Genomic DNA, 22,968 nt, shown 5'->3' with positions numbered 1-22,968 from the left:
CCGTCACCGAGTGCCCAGGCAGACCCCGGCTAGAATCGAGTCGTCATGTCCTCCATCTTCGATTGCGGCGACGACGGTCAGCTCCTCGCCGGAATGCGTCACGCGCGCCAGGCCATCAGTCGCGGCGAACTCATCGTCATGCCCACCGACACCGTCTACGGGGTCGCTGCCGACGCGTTCTCCCCGCAGGCCGTGCAGCGGCTGCTCGACGCCAAGGGGCGAGGCCGCAACCAGCCGCCGCCTGTGCTGATCGGCTCGGTCGAGACGCTCGAGGCTCTCGCCGAGTCCGTGCCCGAGCCCGTGCGCCGTCTCGTCGACGCGTTCTGGCCCGGTGGTCTGACGATCGTCCTGCCTGCGCAGCCCTCGCTCGCATGGGACCTCGGAGACACTCTGGGCACCGTCGCCGTGCGCATGCCCGAGGGGCGGGTCGCGCTGGAGTTGCTCGCCGAGACCGGCCCGCTCGCGGTCTCGAGCGCCAACCTCACCGGTCTCGACGCCGCGACGTCCGCCGAAGACGCGGAGCGGATGCTCGGCGACAGCGTCTCGGTCTACCTGGCCGACGGCGTCAGCGAGACCGGAATCGCCTCGACCATCGTCGACGCGACCTCGCTCGTGGCGCGTGCACCCGACCCCCGCACCGGTACGGTGCGGGTGCTCCGCGAAGGAGCGATCAGCCGCGAGCGTCTCGAAGAGGTGCTCGGAGACCTGCTCGAGCCGGCTCCGGCACAGGAGGACGCGGACGGGGATTCGTGAAGCAGTATCTCTTCACCGTCATCATCACCGCCGCGATCACGTTCGCGCTGACCTGGGCGGTCTGGAAGCTGAGCCTCCGTTTCAAGCTCTATCCGAGCATTCGCGAGCGCGACGTCCACACGACTCCGACGCCCCGCCTCGGCGGGGTGGCGATCTTCCTGGGCATCGCCATCACGATGGCGGTCTCCGCCGCGAACCCCTTCTTCGCGACGATCTGGATGCCGCCGCAGACGATGTGGTCGATCCTCGCCGCTGCTCTGCTGATCGCGGTGATCGGGGTGGTCGACGATCTGTGGGACCTCGACTGGATGATCAAGCTCGGCGCCCAGTTCCTGGCCGCCGGCATCATCACCGTGGGGGGCGGACTGCAGATCCTGTCGCTACCGTTCGGCGACCTCATCGTCTTCTCGAGCTGGCTGAGCATCACGATCACGATGTTCGCGATCGTCATCGTCATGAACGCCGTGAACTTCATCGACGGCCTCGACGGTCTGGTGGCCGGGGTCTGTCTGATCGCGAACGGTGTCTTCTTCGCGTACTCGTACATCCTCACGCGCGACACGGGCGCCTCGAGCTACTTCAACCTCGCGTCCTTCCTGGCCGCCGTGCTGATCGGAGCATGCCTCGGCTTCCTGCCGTTCAACTGGAGCCCGGCGAAGCTCTTCATGGGCGACTCCGGCGCGCTGGTGCTCGGCCTGCTCATGGCGACATCGGCGATCGCCGTGACCGGTCAGCTCGAGCCGTCGGCCCTCGACCTCGAGCGCCTCGGTCGCTCCCAGCTGCTGGGTGCGTTCATCCCGATCCTGCTCCCTCTCCTGGTCGTGCTCCTGCCGCTGCTCGACTTCGGTCTGGCGGTCCTGCGTCGCATGAACGCGGGCAAGTCCCCGTTCTCGCCCGATCGCAAGCATCTCCACCACCGCATGCTCGACCTCGGGCACCGCGACCGCGACGCCGTGCTCATCTTCTACGCCTGGACCGCGGTCATCTCCCTCGCCGTGCTGCTGATGTACGTCGGCGCCCGTGAGGACTGGCCGGGGCAGTATCTGCCGGGCGTGGCCTTCGGCGTGGTCGGCATCGCTGCGTGCCTCGTCATCACCCTGAATCCCTCGCGCCGCCGGAAGACCGCGGCGTCTGCTGAACCCGACCCGAAACCCGTGGAGTCCCCGTGAGCCCGAGCCCCGTTTCCAGCAACCCGATCCTGCGGAAGACCCTGATCTGGTCGGCCGTGTCGATGGTGATCCTCGCGCTCGTGGCCGGTGCCATCGGTCTTCTCGTCGGAGGGGGAGAGGGCCTCATCAGCGGCCTGCTCGGTGTCGTGCTCGCGATGCTGTTCCTCGGCATCACGGCACTCAGCATCCTGATCGCGAACCGCTGGTTCGGCGACCCGCTCTATGTGCAGCTGTTCTTCGCGATCGTGCTGGGCGGCTGGCTGCTCAAGGTCGGACTCTTCGTCGTGATCATGATCGTGCTGAGCGGTCAGCCGTGGATCGAGCCGATGGTGTTCTTCCTGTCGATCGTCACGGGCGTCGTGGCGACGCTCGTGATCGACGTGATCGTGATCACGCGGATGCGGCTGCCGAATGTGAGCGACGCGTCGCTGCCGACCGAAGCGCCGACCGATCGTGCGCCCGGCGTCGAGCTGCCCACCGTCGTGCCCGAGGACCGCGCTCCGGGGCGGCATCACATCGTCCCCGAGACCCATGACCCGGAAGGCCCCGTCGAAGAGACCCCGCGGTCTTAGGGCACCCTCTTATTCTGATAGTGTTGAGACGTGCCCGCCGCTCGCCCGCGAGCGCTTGCGCTTGAAGCACACCGACCATCGTCGCCCCGGTTCTGACCGGTGCCCCGAAGCTGGAGCCCGCGCTGTTCAATCTTGCTGCGACCCTGATGCCCAAACTCGCCTCTGACGGCGAGTTCCACGGACCTTCGATCGACGAGTTCTTCCCGGAGATCCTCTTCGAAGTCGCGGGTGTTCCCGTGCACCGAATCCACCTGGTGCAGTTCATCGCCGTCGTGGCGGTCGTGCTGATCCTGGTTCTCGGAACCCGTCGGATGAAGGTCATTCCCGGCCGCTTCCAGAGCGTCGTCGAGATGGGGTTGGACTTCGTCCGCACCAACATCGCGCACGACCTCCTCGGACGCAAGGACGGCAACCGATTCCTTCCGATCCTCACCACGATCTTCTTCATGGTGCTGTTCATGAACATCACGGGAATCATCCCGTTCCTGAACATCGCCGGAACGAGCATCGCCGCGGTGCCGCTCACGCTCGCTCTCGTGAGCTACATCACCTTCATCTACGCCGGTATCAAGAAGAGCCCGGTGGGCTTCTTCAAGAACGCACTGTTCCCCTCGGGCGTGCCGTGGCCGGTCTACATCATCGTGACGCCGATCGAGTTCCTCTCGACCTTCATCATCCGTCCCGTCACCCTGATGCTCCGACTCCTGATGAACATGGTCGTCGGACACATGCTCCTGGTGCTGTGCTTCGCGGCCACCCAGTTCTTCTTCTTCACCGCAGGTGGCGGCTGGGCCGCCCTGGGTGTCGGAACCCTCGCCTTCGGCGGCGCCTTCACTCTCTTCGAGATCCTGGTCGCCGTTCTCCAGGCATACGTCTTCACCGTCCTCACCGCGGTCTACATCCAGCTCGCGGTCGCAGAAGAGCACTAAGCCCACTAGGCACTGAGCGGGTCGGCAACTGCCGGCCCACCCAACGAAAGGAAAAACCCGTGGACGCTACTACGGTTCTCGCAGACATCAACGGTCACCTCGCTTCGGTCGGCTACGGCCTCGCAGCAATCGGTCCGGCCATCGGTGTGGGCATCGTCGTCGGCAAGACCATTGAGGGTGTCGCTCGTCAGCCCGAGCTGGCCGGCCGCCTCCAGGTCCTCATGTGGATCGGTATCGCCTTCACCGAGGCGCTTGCATTCGTCGGCATCGCCGTCGGATTCATCCCCTTCCCGTAATCCGAACCGACTTCTGAAGGAGACAGGATGCTGAACGCTCTTGTCACGAACCTCGCAGCAGAGGGTGAAGTACACAACCCGCTGATCCCTGCGTGGTACGACATCATCTGGTCGGGCCTGTGGTTCCTCGTCATCCTGGTCGTCGTGTGGAAGGTCGCCCTTCCGAAGTTCACGGCACTGCTCGACAAGCGGTCCGCCGCGATCGAGGGCAACATCGCCAAGGCCGACGAGGCACAGAAGCAGGCTGAGGCCGCACTCGAGGAGTACACCCGGCAGCTCGCCGAGGCGCGCACCGAGGCCGGCGAGATCCGTGAGGCCGCCCGTGAGGACGGCAAGAAGATCGTCGCCGAGGCCAAGGAGACCGCTTCGAGCGAGGCAGCTCGCATCACGGCGACCGCGCACACGCAGATCGAAGCCGAGCGCCAGACCGCGCTCGTCTCGCTGCGCAGCGAGGTCGGAACGCTCGCGATCGACCTCGCCGGTGGCGTCGTCGGCGAGACGCTCTCCGACGATGCACGCGCGACGGCTGTCGTGGACCGCTTCCTCGCGGACCTCGAGGCATCCGAGAAGGCGGCTCAGTAATGGGCAGCGCGTCCACTCAGGCACTCGCGGCATCCACTCAGGCGCTTGCCGCAGCGAAGGACATCACACTCGACACGGCGAAGGAGCTGTTCGCAGCCGCCCGTGCCGTGGGCGATTCGTCCCAGCTGAGCGGCGCGCTCGCCGACCCCGCGGCCACGGCCGTGGCGCGACAGAACGTCGTCGCAGCGGTGTTCGGCGGGTTCTCTCAGAATGCCCAGGGCCTTCTGAAGACCGTCGTCTCCGAGCGCTGGTCCTCGGCCGCCGAGATGATCGACGGCATCGAGGAACTCGCGATCCGCGCCGCAGCGGTTGCTGAGCCGTCGGCAGACCTCGAGGGTGAGCTGTTCGGCTTCTCCCGCGTGGTCGCCGCGAACTCGGAGCTCGAGCTCGCGCTCGGGAGCCGGCTCGGCGAGCAGGACGCCAAGGGCGGTCTCGTCGAGCGACTTCTCGCCGGCGGTGCCAGCGCAGCGACGACTCTGATCGTCTCTTCTCTGGTCAGCCGTCCGCGCGAGCGTCGGGTTCGTCAGCTGCTCTCCCGGGCCACGCGCATCGTCGCCAGCCAGGGCGAGCGGGTGGTGGCGACGGTCCACACGGCAAAGCCCCTCACCGACGCCCAGCGCACGCGACTGAGCGACGCACTCTCGCGTCGCTATGACGGAACCGTATCGCTCAACGAGGTCCTCGACCCCGCAGTCGTCGGAGGCCTGCGCGTGCAGATCGCCGATGACGTCATCGACGGAAGCATCTCCGCCCGTCTCGCCGATCTTCGCCAGAAGCTCGCCGGCTAACACGACTTCGCGCGGGGAACCGCGCACCCAGATACAAAGGGAAGACAATGGCAGAACTATCGATCAGCCCCGACGTCATCCGTGACGCGCTGAAGGACTTCGCCGCAGCATACGAGCCCACTGGGGCAGCGGCGACCGAGGTCGGCACCGTCATCGACGCCGCCGACGGCATCGCCCACGTCGAGGGACTGCCGGGTGTGATGGCGAACGAGCTCGTCGCCTTCGCCGACGGCACCAAGGGCCTCGCGCTCAACCTCGACGAGCACCAGATCGGTGTGGTCGTGCTCGGTGACTTCACCGGCGTCGAGGCCGGACAGGAAGTCACCCGTACGGGTGAGGTCCTCTCGGTTCCCGTCGGTGACGGCTACCTCGGTCGCGTCGTCGACCCGCTGGGAAACCCGATCGACGGACTCGGCTCCATCGCCACCGAGGGTGTGCGCGAGCTCGAGCTTCAGGCGCCCGGCGTCATGCAGCGCAAGTCGGTGCACGAGCCGATGCAGACCGGAATCAAGGCCATCGACGCGATGATCCCCGTCGGCCGTGGCCAGCGTCAGCTGATCATCGGCGACCGCCAGACCGGCAAGACGGCCATCGCGATCGACACGATCATCAACCAGAAGGCCAACTGGGAGTCGGGCGACGTCAACAAGCAGGTGCGCTGCATCTACGTCGCCATCGGTCAGAAGGGCTCGACCATCGCTTCGGTGAAGGGCGCGCTCGAAGAGGCCGGCGCTCTGGAGTACACCACGATCGTGGCCGCTCCGGCATCCGACCCCGCAGGTTTCAAGTACCTCGCTCCGTACACCGGTTCGGCCATCGGCCAGCACTGGATGTACGGCGGCAAGCACGTCCTCATCATCTTCGACGACCTGTCGAAGCAGGCCGAGGCCTACCGTGCCGTGTCGCTGCTCCTGCGTCGTCCGCCGGGCCGCGAGGCATACCCGGGTGACGTCTTCTACCTGCACTCCCGTCTGCTCGAGCGTTGCGCGAAGCTCTCCGACGAGCTCGGCGCGGGATCGATGACCGGTCTTCCGATCATCGAGACCAAGGCGAACGACGTCTCGGCGTACATCCCGACCAACGTGATCTCGATCACCGACGGCCAGATCTTCCTGCAGTCCGACCTCTTCAACGCGAACCAGCGTCCGGCTGTCGACGTGGGTATCTCGGTCTCGCGAGTCGGTGGTGACGCTCAGGTCAAGTCCATCAAGAAGGTCTCCGGAACGTTGAAGCTCGAGCTCGCGCAGTACCGCTCGCTCGAGGCCTTCGCGATGTTCGCGTCCGACCTCGACGCGGCTTCGCGTCGTCAGCTCTCGCGTGGTGCGCGTCTGACCGAGCTGCTCAAGCAGCCTCAGTACTCGCCGTACCCCGTCGAGGAGCAGGTCGTCTCGATCTGGGCCGGAACCAAGGGCAAGCTCGACACCCTCGAGGTCTCCGACGTCCTGCGCTTCGAGCGCGAGCTGCTCGACTACCTCCGTCGCAACACGAAGGTCCTCGACACCCTGCGCGAGACCAACGTCCTGGACGACGACACGGTGGCTGAGCTCGACAAGCACACCGACGCTTTCCTCCTGGAGTTCCAGGGTGGCAAGGGACACGCCATCGGCGCTCCCGGTCACGAGGAGCACGCTGCAGCCGAGGCTGATGACGTCAACCAGGAGAAGATCGTCAAGGGTCGTCGCGCGTAATCGCGTGAGGAACTGAATTCATGGGCGCTCAACTCAGGGTCTACAAGCAGAAGATCTCTTCTGCTCAGACGACCAAGAAGATCACGAAGGCGATGGAACTCATCGCGGCTTCGCGCATCCAGAAGGCGATGGCACGCGTCAAGGCGTCCAGCCCCTTCGCGCGAGCCGTGACGAGGGCCGTGTCCGCCGTCGCGACGCACTCGAACGTCGACCACCCGCTCACCCGTGAGCCCGAGACGATCCGCCGCTCCGCGGTCGTGATCTTCTCGTCGGACCGCGGTCTCGCGGGAGCCTTCAACTCGCAGATCCTCCGTGAGGGCCTCGAGGTTGCGGAGCTCCTTCGTGGGCAGGGCAAGGAGCCGGTGTTCTATCTCGTCGGCCGCAAGGCCGTCGGCTACTTCCAGTTCCGTCGCATCGCGGCGGCTGCGGAGTGGACCGGTGACACCGACACCCCGTCGTTCCACACGGCGGAGGAGATCTCGGCCACGCTGCTCGAGGACTTCTCGCGCGGTGCCGACGAGGGCGGCGTCGACGAGATCCACCTCGTGTACAACCGCTTCGTCAGCATGATGACGCAGTCGCCGGAATCCGTGCGTCTGCTTCCGCTGGAGATCGCGGAAGCCGATGACTCCGAGGCAGGTAGCGCCGTCTACCCGCTGTACGAGTTCGAGCCGGATGCCGAGACAGTCCTCGACGCGATCCTGCCGGTGTACATCCAGAGCCGCGTCTTCAACGCTCTCCTGCAGTCGTCTGCCGCCAAGCAGGCCGCGACGCAGAAGGCGATGAAGTCGGCCAGCGACAACGCCGACAAGCTCATCACCGACTACACCCGTCTGCGCAACAACGCGCGTCAGGCGGAGATCACGCAGCAGATCGCGGAGATCGTCGGCGGCGCCGACGCACTCTCGTCGAGCAAATAGACCATCAGGAAAGAGACGAAAATGACCACCACCGCCACGGCTGACCAGCCGGCGACCGCGGTCGTCGGGCGCGTCGCACGCGTCAACGGTCCGGTTGTCGACATCGAGTTCCCGCACGACTCGATCCCCGACATCTACAACGCGCTGAAGACCACGATCGTCATCGGCGAGGAGTCCACCGAGATCACCCTCGAGGTCGCTCAGCACCTCGGTGACGACCTGGTTCGCGCCATCGCACTGAAGCCGACCGACGGCATCGTCCGAGGCCAGGAAGTGCGCGACACCGGCGAGGCCATCTCGGTCCCCGTCGGCGACGTCACCAAGGGCAAGGTCTTCAACGTGATCGGCGAGGTCCTGAACCTCGAGCCCGGCGAGACCATCGAGGTCACCGAGCGCTGGCCGATCCACCGCAAGGCACCCAACTTCGACCAGCTCGAGTCGAAGACCACCATGTTCGAGACCGGTATCAAGTCGATCGACCTCCTGACGCCGTACGTGCTCGGTGGAAAGATCGGTCTGTTCGGTGGCGCCGGTGTCGGAAAGACCGTCCTCATCCAGGAGATGATCCAGCGCGTCGCGCAGGACCACGGTGGTGTGTCGGTGTTCGCCGGTGTCGGTGAGCGCACCCGTGAGGGCAACGACCTGATCCACGAGATGGAAGAGGCGGGTGTCTTCGACAAGACGGCCCTCGTGTTCGGCCAGATGGACGAGCCGCCGGGAACGCGTCTGCGCGTCGCCCTCTCGGCTCTGACGATGGCGGAGTACTTCCGCGACGTGCAGAAGCAGGACGTGCTGCTGTTCATCGACAACATCTTCCGCTTCACGCAGGCCGGTTCCGAGGTCTCCACGCTGCTGGGCCGCATGCCCTCCGCCGTGGGTTACCAGCCGAACCTCGCCGACGAGATGGGCCTCCTCCAGGAGCGCATCACCTCGACCCGTGGCCACTCGATCACCTCGCTGCAGGCGATCTACGTGCCCGCCGATGACTACACCGACCCGGCACCGGCGACCACGTTCGCGCACCTCGACGCCACCACGGAGCTCTCGCGTGAGATCGCGTCGAAGGGTCTGTACCCGGCCATCGACCCGCTGACCTCGACGTCGCGCATCATGGACCCCCGCTACTTGGGCGAGGACCACTACCGCGTCGCCACCACGGTCAAGCAGATCCTCCAGAAGAACAAGGAACTGCAGGAGATCATCGCCATCCTCGGTGTCGACGAGCTCTCCGAAGAGGACAAGATCGTCGTGTCGCGTGCACGTCGCATCCAGCAGTTCCTCTCGCAGAACACCTACATGGCCAAGAAGTTCACGGGTGTCGAGGGTTCGACCGTCCCGCTCAAGGAGACCATCGAGTCGTTCGATGCGATCACGCGCGGTGACTTCGACCACGTCGCCGAGCAGGCCTTCTTCAACGTCGGTGGCATCTCCGACGTCGAAGAGCAGTGGGCGAAGATCCAGAAGGAGAACGGCTGACCATGGCGCTGCATGTCAGCCTCGTCTCCGCGGATGCGGAGGTCTGGACGGGAGAGGCGAGCCTCGTGGTCGCCAAGACCGTCGAGGGTGAGATCGGCTTCATGACCGGTCACGAGCCGGTGCTGGCGATCCTCGCCCAGGGCGAGGTCCGCATCACGCAGACCGATGGCACCAAGGTGCTCGCCAACGCACAGGACGGCTTCCTCTCCATGGAGAGCGACGTCCTGACGATCGTGGCAGGCAACGCGGCTCTCATCGCCTGAGCAGTTCAGTTCATCGCGTCCGCCTCGACATCCTCCCGGGTGTCGAGGCGGACGCGTCTGTATGACCGAGGTTCCATGAAGATTCTGCTTCCACCTTCCGAGACGAAGCGGCCTGGCGGAGCCGGTGCCCCTCTCGATCTGGAGGCGCTGTCACTCCCGGGCTTGCGCGCCGAACGTCAGGTCGTGGTGAATGCCCTGATCGAGCTGGCCGCCGACGAGGAGGCGGCTCGCCGGGTGCTCAAGCTGAGCGTCAAGCAGGCCGGTGACGTCGCCCACAATCGCGCCCTCGCTGTCTCAGCCACGATGCCGGCGGTCGATCGCTACACGGGCGTCCTGTATGACGCGCTCGATGCCGCTGCACTCCCGCTCGCTTCGCGCCGGTGGCTCTCGAGCCATGTCTGGATTCACTCGGCTCCCTTCGGTCCGGTCGGAGCACTCGACCCGATTCCGACGTATCGTCTCGCGGCGGGAGTCTCGTTGCCTGGCGTTCAGGCGCTCCGCAGGCATTGGTCGAGCGCGACGAGCACGGCGATCGCGGCCGAGGAACCGGACTTCGTGCTCGATCTGCGCAGTGAGGCATACGTCGCCCTCGGACCCGTTCCGATGTCGGTGCCGTCGGCCTATGTGCGGGTCGTGACCGAGCACGGGCGTGCGCTCAACCACTTCAACAAGAAGTCCAAGGGGCTGCTCGTGCGGGCTCTCGCGGAAGATCGTGCCCGTGTTCGCTCCCGCCGTGCGCTTCTGAGGTGGGCGCACGAGCGGGGCTTCGTCCTGAGGGAGACCTCGGAGGACGCCGTGGTGGAGCTCGTCGTCTCGGAATGACGGTGCACGCCGCGCGCGTGACGGCCCGCGGCGTGGATCGTTGCCCGTCATATCGGCTCACCGCTATGGTGGGTGACGCGGCGCGCACGGCGCCGCTCCATCGGATCCGGAGGGGATCATGTACGACGATTACTACGGTTACGGCGGGCTCTCGGGCGGCGCTCTGGTCGCCCTGATTCTGCTCTATACGGTCTTGCCTCTGGCCATCTACGCGATCTACTCATGGTTCTACATGAAGATCTTCGAGAAGGCGGGCGTGCAGGGCAAGTGGCGCGCATGGGTGCCTGTGTACAGCTCGATGATCTTCTACAAGCTCGGTGACCTCAGCCCGTGGTTGCTGCTGTACGTTCTCGGCGGTTCTCTGGTCGGTGCGATCATCCCGTTCCTCGGCTGGTTCCTGATCCTGCCGATCGTCGCGATCGCCGCCAGGATCCTCGACCTGATCGCGGCATGGCGCGTCGGACTGAAGCTCCAGAAGGATGCCGTCTGGGTGGTCCTCTACTTCTTCCTGCCGGTCGTCTGGCTCGGCATCAACGCCTTCGACAAGTCGCGGTGGAACCCGAACATCGCGCCGGCATCGTGGGCGGCGAACAAGCTGCTCGCTGACACCACCGTGTGGCAGGGCGTCCCCGTGCAGCCGCGCCCCGCGGCGCCGCAGGGCTACGGTGCACCCCAGGGCTACGGTGTGCCCCAGGGCTACGCGCCTCCGGCTCCGCAGGGCTACGCTCCGCCGGCTCAGCCGGGCTACGCGCCTCCCGCAGGCCCCGCAGCTCCGCAGGGACCGGGCGTGCCCCCCGCCGCCCCTTCGGCACCTCCGGCCGCACCGCAGGTCCCGCCGGCACCGCCTTCTGCTCCGCCGGCACCGCCTTCCGCTCCGCCGGCAGCTCCGCCCGCACCGCCTTCCGCTCCGCCGGCAGCTCCGCCCGCACCGCCGACGGACCCGACTCAGCCTCCCGCGTGACGTTCTGACACAGAGCCCCCGACCGCGGTCGGGGGCTCTGTGCATGTGTCGATCCGGTGGTGAAGTGCGACGGAAGCGGCCGAAGACGATAGCGTGGGTGCATGGTCACCTCGCAGCGCCGTGACGGCGCACCCGGTCTGCCCGCGTCGGCCACAGGTTCGAGGCGCTCTCACCTCGTCGACGGGTCGGGGCACAGCAGAACGGTGTCGTCGGCCGCTCAGCCGATGGCTGGGTATGCTGGGGCCGCCCGGTTCGCGGGCGATTCGGAGGCGACGCGTGTCTGAGACGACGACGAAGACTCACAGCATCACGGTGTCGCAGAGCGCGCTGACGGTGTCCTGGGCAGGCGTGACCGACGTGGGGCGCCGCCGCGAGACCAACCAGGATGCATACCTCGCCGCGTATCCGCTGTTCATCGTCGCCGATGGGATGGGCGGACACGCGGGGGGCGAGATCGCCAGCTCCAGCACAGTGAAGCGGCTCGAGGCGATCGCCGCGGCAGGGAACGTGGAGCGCGCGACGATCGAGGGTGCGCTCGAGCTGGCCGTCGCCGATATCGCAGACCATCCGGAGACCACCGACGAAGGCACAGGCACGACTCTCACCGGGATCTTCCTCGAGTTCTCCGACGGCGACCCGCACTGGGTCTCGCTCAACATCGGCGATTCGCGTGTGTATCTGCTTCGTGATGATCGCCTCGTCCAGGTGACGACCGATCATTCCGTCGTACAGGAGCTCATCGCCTCGGGCAAGATCAGCCCCGAGGAGGCCGAGGGGCACCCGTACAGCAACGTCATCACCCGTGCTGTCGGAGCCAGCGAACTGACCGCCCCCGACTACATGGCGCTCGATCTCCGGGCTGGAGATCGATTCGTGATCTGCTCCGACGGTCTCACGAAGGAGCTCACCGACTACGGCATCCAGCACTTCCTGCGGGAGAACGCCGATCCGGCCGCTGCCGTCGACGCGATGCTGGCTGCCGCTCTCGAGAACGGCGGGCGCGACAACGTGACGCTCGTGATCGTTCAGGTCTCCGAGGAGTCTTCCTCCACATCTGCCGACGTGGAGAAGTAGCGCCCGAGTCGTTGTGGACGGGGCCGCACAGCATTCCTGCTGAGGTCCACTGGAGTCATGGACTCTCTGCCGATCGTCATTCCTGCTGCTCCCGCTGACCCGCGTCGGCCGCCGGTGCCGATCGTGGCGGCTCTCGTGCCGGTCGGGGCGGGCGTCGCACTCTGGCTGATCACCGATTCGCTCTATGCGCTGTGCTTCGCGGCGCTCGGCCCTCTCATGATCTTCGCCTCGCTCGTCGACGGTGCCCGAGCACGTCGCAAGGCCCGGCGCGATGCGACGATCGCCGGTGAGAGGGCATGGGCGGATGCCGAGATCGAGCTCGCAGCGCGTCACGATGAAGAACGGGCTGCCCGCTGGCACCTGCATCCCGACGCAGCAGTGTGCCTCTCGCAGCCTCCCCTGCGTGGAGGGGAGCGACCGGCGGCAGCGACGGAGATCGTCATCGGCAGCGGTGCATCGCCGAGCGGCCTGCGCGCGTCGGGTGGCGACGGCGCGCGAGAGCGCGACTTCCAACGCCGGTGCGGAACGATAGAGCGGGTGCCTGTCGCGGTTGCGTTGGGTGGCGGCATCGCGCTGAGAGGGCCCTCTCCCATCGTCGCAGCGGTTGCCAGAGCACTGGTCGTGCAGCTCTGCTCGAGGTTCGGCCCGCGCCAGCTGGCGCTGGCGGGCGAGGCAGCCTCCGAGCTCGGCGTGAACGTCTTTCCGCACTTCGGCAGATCGCGACGTGGGGCTTTTCTTCTCGGCGTCGTTCACGACGGAGATGAGGCGCCGGACTCCGACGCCGCGATCTGGATGCTGACGAGTGGCGCTGACGTGCCCGAGGGAGTCACGACGGTCATGGATCTGCAGGCGCTGCGTGGTGCGAAGGTGCGCACGCCGCAGGGAATCCTCGACGTCGATGCGGAGGGGCTGTCGCGCGCACAGGCCGAGGCCGCGGGAGTGAGACGCGCGGGGGATGCCGATGACCTCGAGGTTCTGCCGGACGCGGTCGCATTGTCCGACCTGGCGCAGGCTCCTGCGCCGCACGGCCTTGCGGTGGCTATCGGGCGAGGTGACCGCGACACCATGACGGTGGACCTCGTCGACGACGGACCTCATGCGATCGTGACCGGAACCACAGGCGCCGGCAAGAGCGAACTCCTGGTCACGTGGGTGACGGCGATGGCCGGGGCGTACGGGCCGGATCGAGTGTTGTTCGTCCTGGCGGACTTCAAGGGCGGCACTGCCTTCGAGCCGCTTCGAGTGCTCCCGCATGTCGCCGCGGTCATCACCGACCTCGACGACGAGGGCGCGCGACGCGGTGTCTCGAGTCTCACGGCCGAGCTTCGTCGGCGAGAGATGGTGATCGCATCAGCCGGAGCCCGTGACATCAGCGACGTCGCGATGCCGCGACTCGTCATCGTCGTCGACGAGTTCGCGGCGCTCTTGCAGGATCACACCGAGCTCGGCGGAGTCTTCACGGATATCGCGGCTCGTGGACGAGCACTCGGCATGCACCTCATCATCGGCACCCAGCGGGCCGCGGGTGTGATTCGCGACGCGCTCGCGGCGAACTGTCCGTTGCGACTCAGCCTGCGCGTGAGCGATGCGGGTGACAGCCGAGCAGTCCTGGGCACCGATGCGGCGGCAGAGCTCCCGGGCGGTCTCGAATCACGGGGGATCGCTTTCCTGCGACGTCCGCGTGATCACGAACCGACGGCACTGCGCGTGGCGCTCACCGGAGCCGCCGATCTGCGCGCCGCCGCGCTCCTGTGGCCCGGCGCTGATCAGGCCGTGAGTCCCTGGCTGCCGGTCCTGCCCCGTCGCATTCCGCTCGCTGAGATCGGCGAGGCTGTGCCTGACGGCTGGCTCGTGCTCGGCCGAGCCGACGATCCGCAGCGTCAGGCGCAACCCCTCGAGGTGATCCGACCGGGAGCGGACCGAGGCCTGTCGATCCTCGGAGCGCCCGGAAGCGGGCGCACCTCAGCGCTCCGACTCCTCGCAGAGCAGTCATCCGACGCGCTCTGGATACCGCGTGACGCGGAGTCCGCGTGGGACACCGTGACAGGGCTCGCAGAACGGACCCGCGTCGCGCCGAGCCTGATCCTCTGCGATGACATCGACCTGCAGATCGGAGACGTTCCGATCGAGCACGGCCAGCACCTCGCACAACTCTGGGAGCAGCTGATCCGCGGGGCGGTGAACACCACGATCGTGCTCGCCGCATCGAGGTCGTCGGGACCCCTGGGGCGCATCCTCGATTCGCTGCCTCGTCGCGCGCTTCTCCGCATGCCGAATCGTGTCGAGCATCTCGCGGCCGGAGGAGAGGCGCAGTCGTTCGACCGTGATCGTCCGCCAGGGAGAGCGGTCCTCGGTGACCGTGAGATCCAGGTCGCGTGGGTCGAAGCAGAGCATCAGGGGCACGACGAGTCAGCCGCTCGAGGGGCGGGGGAGCGGCTGCCCTGGGCGCCGGCGACGCGATTGACGGCTCTGGTCACGACCGGAGCGAGGTCGGTGGCCGCGTCTCTCGCCGAGGCATACCCCTGGTGCACGGTCACGGTGGCCTCTGCGCAGCACACGTCCGTGGAGGAGGGCATCGATCGGCCGGTCATCGTCGTCGGCGAGGCAGAGACATGGCAGCGCGATTGGACTCTCTGGCAGCGCGCGCGCAGTGAGGGAGAGGTCCTGATCCGGGCAGAGAATCCCGTCGAACTCCGTCAACTCGCCGGCATTCGGCAGCTCGCGCCCTATGCCAGACCGCACGCGGGCCGCGCCTGGTCGCTGCAGGGTGACGGCATACCCGAGCGCGTCGTGATCCCCGCGCTGACGCGGCGATGAGACAGCGACGGATGGTCGGCGTCCGATCGTCCCTGTCCGTCAGATCCCGGAGCCGGGGCGTACCGTGCCGACGACCTCGCCACCGCCGAGCACGTCGAGGGGCAGCGCGGCCGCGAGCGTGGCGACGTCCGCGTCGCTCAGGGCACCTGCCCTGGCCAGCAGCGTCGCTGCCACGATCGTGGAGGCGCGTGAGGCGCCGTCGAGCATCTTGAGGGCGACGGTCGTGCCGTCGGGGGCGACCATGACCATGATCCCCTCGGCGCCGCCCTTCGCGAACACGCCGAGCTTCTCGATAGCGATCGAATCGGGGCGGCCAGGACCCTCGATGGTCCACGGGTGCTCGCGCACGGCCCGGACGAGCGACCCCGCGACGCGGTGGAGCGCGAACGGCGACCGGTCCGATGCGGTGCCGATCCGATGGATGGCACGGGCCAGTCCGGTCAGAGTCAGCGCGTACACGGGGGCACCGCAACCGTCGATGGACGTGTGCGCGATCTTCTCGCCGGTGAGGCGCTCGATGACGTCGCGGATGTGCACCTGCAGCGGGTGAGTGCCATCGAGGTAGCCCTCGATGGGCCACCCGGTCGCGACGCAGGCGCGCAGCATCGCGGCATGCTTGCCCGAGCAGTTCATGCGGATCCGTGCCTGAGCGACGTGCTCGCGCACCATCTCATCGCGCGTCGCGGTGTCCGTGGGCCACGCGGGAGGACACCCCAGGTGGTCCTCGGTCAGGCCGCCCTCGGTGAGCATGTCGCGCACGGCGGATGCATGGCGATCCGTGCCCGAGTGGCTCGCCGTCGAGAGAGCGAGCTGCTCGCCTTCGAGCACAGCGCCGGCGGTGCTGCAGGCGACGGCCTGCAGCGGCTTGAGGCTCGAGCGGGGAAGGATGAGCGCGTCGGTGTTGCCATGTCGGGCGATGACGTCGCCGTCCGGGGAGAGGACCACGGCAGCTCCGGCGTGACGTGATTCGACGAATCCGCTCCGTTCGACGACGGCGAGTTCTACGGCATCCTGCACGGTGAGAGTTTCCAGCACCCAGCAAGGATACCGTCGACCGTCGTCTCTTCCGGAGCCGCGGCTGCGCCGCCATGTCGGAGCGGGCTGGCAGACTGTCGACATGGCAGACCGTCACCCGGCTCTCGGCGAGCACCACTACTCCCTCACTGCGACCTGGACCGGCAACTCCGGTACCGGCACCAGCGGCTATCGGGATTACCGACGCGATGTCACGCTCGCGGTCGAGGGGAAGCCAGAGATCCTCGCCTCCTCGGACAAGCCGTTCCGCGGGGATCCGGGGCGATGGAACCCCGAAGACCTCCTGCTCGCGTCGCTCTCCGAATGCCACCTGCTGTCCTACCTCCACGCGTGCGTGACGGACGGAGTGGTCGTGGTCTCGTACAGCGACACCGCCACGGGGTACATGCGTGAGGACGGCACCGGTGGGGGAGCGTTCGTCGAGGTGATGCTGCACCCCGAGGTCGTCGTCGCCGACGCGTCGATGATCGAGGCGGCCGAACGGGCGCACGCGCAGGCCAACGAGTGGTGCTTCATCGCGAACTCGATGAACTTCCCGGTGCGTCACGAAGCCACGGTCACCGCGCAGACCGCATGACGGTGGCCGTGAGTGGCGGGCTCAGCGCCGTTCGTGCGGCAGGGCCTGCTTGATCTTCTCGATCGCGTTCTGGGCGGGCGCCTCGTTGTAGGTGCCGGCGAGCTCCTGACCGGACAGCGCATGGATGGCCGCCATGATCTCGTCGGTCGCGAGTCGACGAGCGCGTCCGCTGGAGGCGGGACCGTGCGGTGAGAGTTCGAGGGGTTCGCCGAACCGCACGGTGATGCGCTCCTTCAGGGTCGGCATCTTCGCGCCGACCGGCATCACCTTGTCGGTGCCGATGAGTCCGACCGGAACCACCGGGGCTCCCGTCTGCAACGCGAGGAATGCCACGCCGGTTCGTCCCTTGTACAGGCGGCCGTCGGTCGACCGGGTTCCCTCGGGATAGAGCGCGACCGCGAGCCCTTCATCCAGAAGCTGGCGCTGGAGGTCGAGAGCGTCGAGTGCCGCCTGCCCTGCTCCACGGCGCACGGGGATCGCTCCGATCGACTCGAAGAACGTCTTGCTGAGCCAGCCGCGCGGTCCCGTGCCCTCGAAGTAGCTGGACTTCGCGAGGAAGTGTGCGGGTCGCGGGGCAGCGACCGGGATCGCGATCGAGTCGATGAACGACAGGTGATTGCTGGCGAAGATGACCGCGCCCTCGCGAGGAACGTTCTCACGTCCCTCGATGTGCGGCCGGTAGATCAGGCGGGCGAGCGGCGTGATGAGGCTGCGTCCCAGCGCGTACGCGAACCCGGCGTGACGGGGCTTCGCAGTCTCTGAGGGCGAGGTTTCGGGCTCCACGGACTGCTCTGACGTCATCAGAGCAGATTACTCCCGGATCCATGCTCCACCGGGAATGAAGACCCTGCGCGCGTCTCCCAGGCTCGGCAAAGGCCGATGCGAGATGATGGGATCTCCCGCCCGCGATCCTGAGGTCTCACTGTGCGCAAGCGTCCGCTCATCGTCCTGTCCACCGTCGCCGCGGCGACCCTGCTGCTTGCGGGGTGTTCCGGCAGCGCGACCCCCGAGTCGACGACGACCCCCGGAGCATCGACCGACGCGTCCTGCCTGGCTGATCTTCCCTCCGGTGCGGGATCCGATGCCGTGTCCGTCGAGGGCAGCGGAGCATCCGCCAAGATCACCGTTCCCGAGGGAGCCGACCTGGCGCAGGCCGAGCGCACCGTGATCTCGGAGGGTGACGGCGACGAGCTGCACCCCGGCGACTTCGTCTCGCTGCGCTACCAGCTCGTCGACGCCACGACGAACGAGGTCCTCAGCACCTCGGAGCGCGGCCCCGACGGCGTCCTGCCTGCGCTGCTCGCACTGCAGCAGTCGCAGCAGATGGTCGATCCCACCCAGTCGACCGTGTTCACTGTCGCCGCCGAGTGCCTTCCCGTGGGATCGAGTGTCGTTCTCACCCTGCCCTCGGCTCAGGAGGGTTCGAACCCGAGCGTGCTCTACGTCGAGACGATCGAGAAGCTTCCCACGGTGGCGACCGGCACCGAGGTCGACGCCACCGAGGGCATGCCGACCGTCGAGCTCGATGACGCGGGCTCTCCCACGATCACTCTCCCCGACGGCGACGCGCCGACCGAGACCGAGGTCGCGGTCCTCAAGGAGGGCGACGGCCCGGTCGTCGCCTCCGGTGACCTCGTCACCGTGCAGTACCGCGGCGTGAAGTGGTCGGACGGCAGCGAGTTCGATTCGAGCTGGAGCCGCGACGCGGCGCCGGCGCAGTTCCCGACCACCGGCGTCGTGACCGGGTTCAAGGCCGCCCTCGAGGGACAGAAGGTCGGCTCGCAGGTCATCGTCACGATGCCCCCGAAGGACGGCTACGGCGAGGGCGAGATTAACGAGAACGACCTCGTCGGCGAGAGCCTCGTGTTCGTCGTCGACATCCTCGGGACCACACCGCTCGAGCAGGTGCAGTAACAGCAGGGGAGCCGAGGACGTGCCATAGGCTGGCGGCATGCGTCGCATCATCGTCCTCGGCTCCACCGGCTCCATCGGCACTCAGGCGCTCGACGTCATCCGCGCGAATCCGCGTCGATTCGAGCTCGTGGGTCTGGCAGCCGGGTCGAACGCCGAGATGCTCGCCGAGCAGGCCGCGGCCTTCCACGTGGAGGACACAGCGCTCGGGGCCACCGAGGCGGAGCAGCTCGTGCGCGACGTCGACGCCGACGTGGTGCTCAACGCCATCACCGGCTCGATCGGACTCGGATCCACCCTCGCTGCGTTGACGGCCGGACGCACGCTGGCGCTCGCGAACAAGGAATCACTCATCGTGGGCGGGGAGCTCGTTCTCGCCGCGGCGAAGCGCGACCAGATCGTCCCTGTCGACTCCGAGCACTCGGCACTCGCCCAGGCGCTGCGCAGCGGCACGCACGCCGAGGTCCGGCGTCTCGTCGTCACGGCATCCGGAGGCCCGTTCCGCGGCCGGACCCGCGAGCAGATGCTCGACATCACTCCGCAGGAGGCCCTCGCGCACCCGACCTGGGACATGGGGCGCATGGTGACGACCAACTCTGCGACGCTCGTGAACAAGGGCCTCGAGGTGATCGAGGCGCACCTGCTGTTCGACGTCCCCTACGACGACATCGATGTCGTCGTGCACCCGCAGTCGATCGTGCACTCGATGGTCGAGTTCGTCGACGGGTCGACGATCGCTCAGGCCTCGCCGCCCGACATGCGTCTCCCGATCTCGCTCGGGCTCGACTGGCCGAACCGCGTCGGCGGCGTCGGACGCCCGCTCGACTGGTCGACGGCGACCTCCTGGACCTTCGAGCCGCTCGACGACACCGCATTTCCGGCGGTCGACCTCGCCAAGTCGGCGGGGCGTGCAGGTTCGACCTTCCCCGCCGTGTACAACGCCGCCAATGAACAGGCAGTCGATGCGTTCCACGAGGGGCGGCTGCCGTTCCTGGCGATCGTCGAGACGATCGCCAGAGTCATCGAAGCGCATGAGCCTCCGCAGAGCCTCACGGTCGAATCGCTCGCCGAAGCGGAGGGCTGGGCTCGCCGCAAAGCCGATCAGCTGATCGCCCAGGTCTGATCGCTCAGGCCTGAGCGCTCAGACCTGAGCGCTCAGACCTCGTCAGGCGACGCGCCACTGGCGGCGCGTCCGGTGCCCGACGGTGATCCGCCCGTCAGCTCTGTTCGTCGTACGGGACCGGCCATCGGGAGTCGGGAACGGGCCACCCGGCCGCCCGCAGGGCGCGTCGAGCCAGCTCACGAGCCGAGTACGGAGTGCGAACACCGCGGATATCGCGGTAGTCCTGATGCCCCGGACCCGCCCAGAGGATCGCGTCGCCCTCGCCGACGAGGCCGATCGCGGCGACGATCGCGTCCTCGGGCGGCGAGAACTCGTGGATCTCCGCATCGGGGCGCGCCGCGCGAGCGCCGTCGACGAGAGTGGCTCTGATCGAGTCGGGATCTTCGAAGCGCGGGTGGTGGTCGGTCACGACCAGGATGTCACTGCCTTCGACGGCGGTGCGGGCCATGTCGTAGCGCTTGGTCGCGTCACGGTCGCCATCGGCTCCGAAGAGCATCAGGACCTTGCCTGGCGTCACTCGCCGGACGGCCGCGAGGGTCTTCTCGAACGCGTCGGGGGAGTGCCCGAAGTCGACGAAGACCGCGGGTCCGGTGTCGCCCGAGACGAGCTGCGTGCGGCCGGGGAGGTACGCCTCGATTCCGCCGTCACGCTCGAGAGCCGTGACGATGCGGTCCCACTCGTATCCGCCCTCGAGCAGCATGACGATCGCGAGCGCGGCGTTCGCCGCCATGTGCGGCCCGATCACCGGGACGACGGTGGTGAGCGACCCGGCGGGCCCGGTGAGGGTGAAGGTGGTGCCCGTCGTCCTTTCGTCGTCGATGACGACGACCCAGTCTGCCCGGGATGCAGCGTCCGAATCTGCGGCGATCGACGGGGTGCCGACCGTGATGATCGGGATCTCGGCGCGCTCGACGACCGTCGCGCCCGAGGCGGAGTCGATGCAGACCACACCACGGAGGGCGCGGTCGGGACGGAACAGGGGCAGCTTCGCCTCGAAGTACTCCTCCATGTCGGCGTAATCATCGAGATGGTCGTGGCTGAGATTGGTGAAGCCGGCCACATCGAAGCGGATGCCGTCGACGCGGTGTCGCGACAGGGCCTGTGCGCTCACCTCGACGGCGACGGCTTCGACATCGCGTTCGCGCATCAGCGCCAGGAGCGCGTGCATCTCGGATGCTTCGGGAGTGGTGAGCCTCGAGACGATCACCTCTCCGGCGATGTGGCGCTCGGCGGTGGACGAGAGTCCGGTGACCACGCCCAGCTGGTCGAGGATGCCCTCGAGCAGGTGGGACACGCTCGTCTTGCCGTTGGTCCCGGTGGTCGCGAAGAGCAGGGGCAGCGCGTCGTCGGCGCCGGTGCCGTAGACCCAGGCGCTGAGCGCCCCGAGAACGCCGCGCGGGTCATCCACGATCAGGATCGGAAGCCCGGCGGAGGCGGCGATCCCAGCGCCCGCGTCATCGGTGATGATCGCGACGGCTCCCTTCTCGGCGGCCGCGGCTGCGAACTCGGCGCCGTGCCGGTTCACCCCTCGGATGGCGACGAAGGCTTCGCCGGCGCGGAGATCGGCGGTGGCGAGGGTGATCCCCGTCACGGTCACTCCGGTCACGTCGCCGCGCACGTCGCGCGCGAATCGGGAGGCGAGTTCGGACAGCTCACGCCGGGGCGGGTTCGCGGGGCGGAGCACGGGAGGCAGGCTCGGTTGTTGTTCAATCGACATGTCCCTCCCATGATCTCACGACGGCCCCACGCACACGGGGTGCGGCGCGTCTCCCGATCGGTCGAATCGATCGGGAGACGCGCGCGCGGCTCAGACTCGGCGGCGGAACGCGAGCACGGACACGACGAGCGCGGCCACACCGGCGACCAGCCCGCCCGCGCCGAGCACGGTGGGGAGGGCATCGGGTGCCGCAGCCTCCGCGTCCGCCGTCGCGTCGGCACCGTCGCTCGCGGCTCCGCTGTGGCCCGCGTGCTCCTCGCTCGCGGCGCCCACGGTCACCACGGGGGCCGGTGCGTCGAGATCGTGGGGGTTCTGTCCATCCTCTGCCAGCTGGGTCCACTCCGTGCTGCCCTCGACACAGGTCTGCACCACGGGGAAGGCGAGCGACTCGGGAGTGCTCTCGTCGAGACCCACCGCCATGCTCACGGCGCCGCGGAGGTCGTTGGGCACGGGGGTGGCAGCGGTGTACGTCACGGCGCTGACGAGCCCGTCATCGCCGCGCTCGACGGCGATCGTCCAGTCGCTGTCCATCGTGGGGGCCACTGAGGCGAGTCCCTCGGGCATCGTGATCGTCAGTCCGGTGGTCGGAGAGCCGTCGCAGCCGTGAGAGAACGAGAAGGTGAGCACGCCGTGATCTCCGGCGGAGAGCGCGTCGGGGGTGACACTCACATGAGCGCTGGCCATCGTGGGGATCGCGAGCGCGAGGATCGCACCTCCGACGACGCCGGCGGTCAGGGTGCGGCGGGTGGTGAAAAGCATGGTGGTACTCCTGAGTGCTGATGTGCGGGCGCGCAGAGAATCGCGCCATCCGCGGAAAAAGGGGGCGCCTCGACGAGGCGATGCGGGATCAGGCGAATGCAGGAGGTCCACGGCGCGACAGCGACGAGGAGAGAGCGGTGTCGACCGGCAACGGTGCCGAGACGAAAAGAAGCGCGGGGCCCTCGAATGCCGGGCGGAAGAGAGCGATCGCGCGGCGGAGTCGCGCCTCCACCCATCCGGCGACGGCTCGGACCATGGACTCGCCGTGCCAGAGCGCTGCGGTCGTGAGGGCGGCGGCGAGCAGATGGCCGAGCAGCATCGCCGCATCCGGCGCAGCGACGGAGGGTCCCGCACCGAGGGCGCTGAGATCGAGATGATGCTGGTGGCCGGTCGGCACGGCAGCACCCGTCGGGGCGCCCAAGACCTGGAACACGACGTGGAAGAGCGTCTGGCTCACCAGAACGGTCGCCGCGACTCGCGCCCGCGACGCGCGCACTCCGATGAGAACCGCCGCGAGGGGCACGAGGAACGATGCCATCGCGGCGATGAGGAGAGGGTGCGGAGCGGGGCCGCCCGCGATCGTGTGCGACACGGCTGCGAGCGTCGTGGCCACCGCCGACGCCGAAGCCGCGCGCAGGAGTCGCAGCTGGCGGGAAGTCACGGATTCAAGCCTACCGGCGTGCTCAGCTGTTCCCTGCTCGCCATGGGGCGCATTCCTAGGTGGCGAGCACTAGCG

At 67.8% G+C, this 22,968-nt stretch carries 23 protein-coding genes; 18 read left to right on the top strand and 5 right to left on the bottom strand.

All coding sequences use genetic code 11. From position 1 onward, the window contains the following. Positions 1 to 45: 45 nt before the first annotated feature. The 15 genes from IXW21_RS10875 to IXW21_RS10805 all read left to right on the top strand — a co-directional run bounded on the left by IXW21_RS10875 (position 46) and on the right by IXW21_RS10805 (position 15,110). On the top strand, positions 46 to 753 hold the full coding sequence (locus IXW21_RS10875; protein ID WP_194764270.1) for an L-threonylcarbamoyladenylate synthase: 708 nt from the start codon (positions 46 to 48) through the stop codon (positions 751 to 753). Then, a complete protein-coding gene (locus IXW21_RS10870; RefSeq protein ID WP_194764269.1) occupies positions 750 to 1,922 on the top strand; it encodes an MraY family glycosyltransferase in 1,173 nt (390 codons plus the stop codon). The genes IXW21_RS10875 and IXW21_RS10870 overlap by 4 nt, the downstream gene beginning before the upstream one ends. Continuing rightward, the gene (locus IXW21_RS10865) at positions 1,919 to 2,494 is read left to right on the top strand and encodes a hypothetical protein (RefSeq protein WP_323742224.1); all 576 of its coding nucleotides are present in this window, start codon (positions 1,919 to 1,921) and stop codon (positions 2,492 to 2,494) included. Before IXW21_RS10870 ends, IXW21_RS10865 begins: the two co-directional genes overlap by 4 nt. A gap of 146 nt (positions 2,495 to 2,640) precedes the next feature. Further along, on the top strand, positions 2,641 to 3,423 hold the full coding sequence (gene atpB / locus IXW21_RS10860; RefSeq protein ID WP_194764268.1) for a F0F1 ATP synthase subunit A: 783 nt from the start codon (positions 2,641 to 2,643) through the stop codon (positions 3,421 to 3,423). A 59-nt stretch (positions 3,424 to 3,482) separates the two neighbouring features. Continuing rightward, positions 3,483 to 3,719, top strand: coding sequence for an ATP synthase F0 subunit C (gene atpE / locus IXW21_RS10855; RefSeq protein ID WP_042541851.1), 237 nt, complete (start codon positions 3,483 to 3,485; stop codon positions 3,717 to 3,719). A 27-nt stretch (positions 3,720 to 3,746) separates the two neighbouring features. Continuing rightward, positions 3,747 to 4,301: a F0F1 ATP synthase subunit B gene (locus IXW21_RS10850; RefSeq protein WP_194764267.1), complete on the top strand. Its 555-nt coding sequence runs from the start codon at positions 3,747 to 3,749 to the stop codon at positions 4,299 to 4,301. Beyond that, complete coding sequence (locus tag IXW21_RS10845) at positions 4,301 to 5,089, top strand: F0F1 ATP synthase subunit delta (protein ID WP_194764266.1); 789 nt, start codon at positions 4,301 to 4,303, stop codon at positions 5,087 to 5,089. The genes IXW21_RS10850 and IXW21_RS10845 overlap by 1 nt, the downstream gene beginning before the upstream one ends. Before the next feature lie 47 nt (positions 5,090 to 5,136). Then, complete coding sequence (gene atpA, locus IXW21_RS10840) at positions 5,137 to 6,777, top strand: F0F1 ATP synthase subunit alpha (RefSeq protein WP_194764265.1); 1,641 nt, start codon at positions 5,137 to 5,139, stop codon at positions 6,775 to 6,777. Positions 6,778 to 6,797: 20 nt separating this feature from the next. Then, the gene (locus IXW21_RS10835) at positions 6,798 to 7,697 is read left to right on the top strand and encodes a F0F1 ATP synthase subunit gamma (protein WP_053095762.1); all 900 of its coding nucleotides are present in this window, start codon (positions 6,798 to 6,800) and stop codon (positions 7,695 to 7,697) included. Positions 7,698 to 7,718: 21 nt separating this feature from the next. Continuing rightward, positions 7,719 to 9,173, top strand: coding sequence for a F0F1 ATP synthase subunit beta (atpD, locus tag IXW21_RS10830; protein WP_194764264.1), 1,455 nt, complete (start codon positions 7,719 to 7,721; stop codon positions 9,171 to 9,173). A 2-nt stretch (positions 9,174 to 9,175) separates the two neighbouring features. After that, the gene (locus IXW21_RS10825; RefSeq protein ID WP_056308253.1) at positions 9,176 to 9,436 is read left to right on the top strand and encodes a F0F1 ATP synthase subunit epsilon; all 261 of its coding nucleotides are present in this window, start codon (positions 9,176 to 9,178) and stop codon (positions 9,434 to 9,436) included. A gap of 75 nt (positions 9,437 to 9,511) precedes the next feature. Then, positions 9,512 to 10,258, top strand: coding sequence for a YaaA family protein (locus IXW21_RS10820; RefSeq protein ID WP_194764263.1), 747 nt, complete (start codon positions 9,512 to 9,514; stop codon positions 10,256 to 10,258). Positions 10,259 to 10,376: 118 nt separating this feature from the next. Beyond that, a complete protein-coding gene (locus IXW21_RS10815; protein WP_194764262.1) occupies positions 10,377 to 11,219 on the top strand; it encodes a large exoprotein in 843 nt (280 codons plus the stop codon). A gap of 276 nt (positions 11,220 to 11,495) precedes the next feature. Next, a complete protein-coding gene (locus IXW21_RS10810; RefSeq protein ID WP_323742222.1) occupies positions 11,496 to 12,293 on the top strand; it encodes a PP2C family protein-serine/threonine phosphatase in 798 nt (265 codons plus the stop codon). Positions 12,294 to 12,350: 57 nt separating this feature from the next. Beyond that, positions 12,351 to 15,110: an FtsK/SpoIIIE domain-containing protein gene (locus IXW21_RS10805; RefSeq protein ID WP_194764260.1), complete on the top strand. Its 2,760-nt coding sequence runs from the start codon at positions 12,351 to 12,353 to the stop codon at positions 15,108 to 15,110. Between the two features lie 39 nt (positions 15,111 to 15,149). Here IXW21_RS10805 and IXW21_RS10800 read toward each other — a convergent pair whose 3' ends face one another. Beyond that, complete coding sequence (locus IXW21_RS10800) at positions 15,150 to 16,145, bottom strand: asparaginase (protein ID WP_323742221.1); 996 nt, start codon at positions 16,143 to 16,145, stop codon at positions 15,150 to 15,152. Positions 16,146 to 16,227: 82 nt separating this feature from the next. Between IXW21_RS10800 and IXW21_RS10795 the strand changes: the two genes are divergently transcribed. After that, the gene (locus IXW21_RS10795; protein ID WP_194764258.1) at positions 16,228 to 16,722 is read left to right on the top strand and encodes an OsmC family protein; all 495 of its coding nucleotides are present in this window, start codon (positions 16,228 to 16,230) and stop codon (positions 16,720 to 16,722) included. Positions 16,723 to 16,743: 21 nt separating this feature from the next. Here IXW21_RS10795 and IXW21_RS10790 read toward each other — a convergent pair whose 3' ends face one another. Beyond that, a complete protein-coding gene (locus IXW21_RS10790; RefSeq protein ID WP_194764257.1) occupies positions 16,744 to 17,523 on the bottom strand; it encodes a lysophospholipid acyltransferase family protein in 780 nt (259 codons plus the stop codon). 123 nt (positions 17,524 to 17,646) lie between these two features. Between IXW21_RS10790 and IXW21_RS10785 the strand changes: the two genes are divergently transcribed. Further along, positions 17,647 to 18,636 carry an FKBP-type peptidyl-prolyl cis-trans isomerase gene (locus IXW21_RS10785; RefSeq protein WP_194764256.1) on the top strand — a complete coding sequence of 330 codons (990 nt, stop codon included), beginning with the start codon at positions 17,647 to 17,649 and terminating at the stop codon, positions 18,634 to 18,636. A 37-nt stretch (positions 18,637 to 18,673) separates the two neighbouring features. Continuing rightward, positions 18,674 to 19,756, top strand: coding sequence for a 1-deoxy-D-xylulose-5-phosphate reductoisomerase (gene dxr, locus IXW21_RS10780; RefSeq protein WP_194764255.1), 1,083 nt, complete (start codon positions 18,674 to 18,676; stop codon positions 19,754 to 19,756). 94 nt (positions 19,757 to 19,850) lie between these two features. Here dxr and IXW21_RS10775 read toward each other — a convergent pair whose 3' ends face one another. The 3 genes from IXW21_RS10775 to IXW21_RS10765 all read right to left on the bottom strand — a co-directional run bounded on the left by IXW21_RS10775 (position 19,851) and on the right by IXW21_RS10765 (position 22,893). After that, positions 19,851 to 21,473 (bottom strand): Mur ligase family protein, encoded by a 1,623-nt coding sequence (locus IXW21_RS10775; RefSeq protein ID WP_194764254.1) that lies wholly within the window; start codon positions 21,471 to 21,473, stop codon positions 19,851 to 19,853. Positions 21,474 to 21,563: 90 nt separating this feature from the next. Beyond that, entirely contained in the window at positions 21,564 to 22,232 is a 669-nt protein-coding gene (locus tag IXW21_RS10770; protein WP_194764253.1) for a YcnI family protein, read from the bottom strand. An 88-nt stretch (positions 22,233 to 22,320) separates the two neighbouring features. Then, on the bottom strand, positions 22,321 to 22,893 hold the full coding sequence (locus tag IXW21_RS10765; protein WP_194764252.1) for a hypothetical protein: 573 nt from the start codon (positions 22,891 to 22,893) through the stop codon (positions 22,321 to 22,323). Positions 22,894 to 22,968: the final 75 nt, after the last annotated feature.

The sequence above is a fragment of the Microbacterium sp. UFMG61 genome, assembly GCF_015354505.1.
Classification (GTDB): domain Bacteria; phylum Actinomycetota; class Actinomycetes; order Actinomycetales; family Microbacteriaceae; genus Microbacterium.
This window is presented reverse-complemented; position numbering and strand designations above follow the sequence as displayed.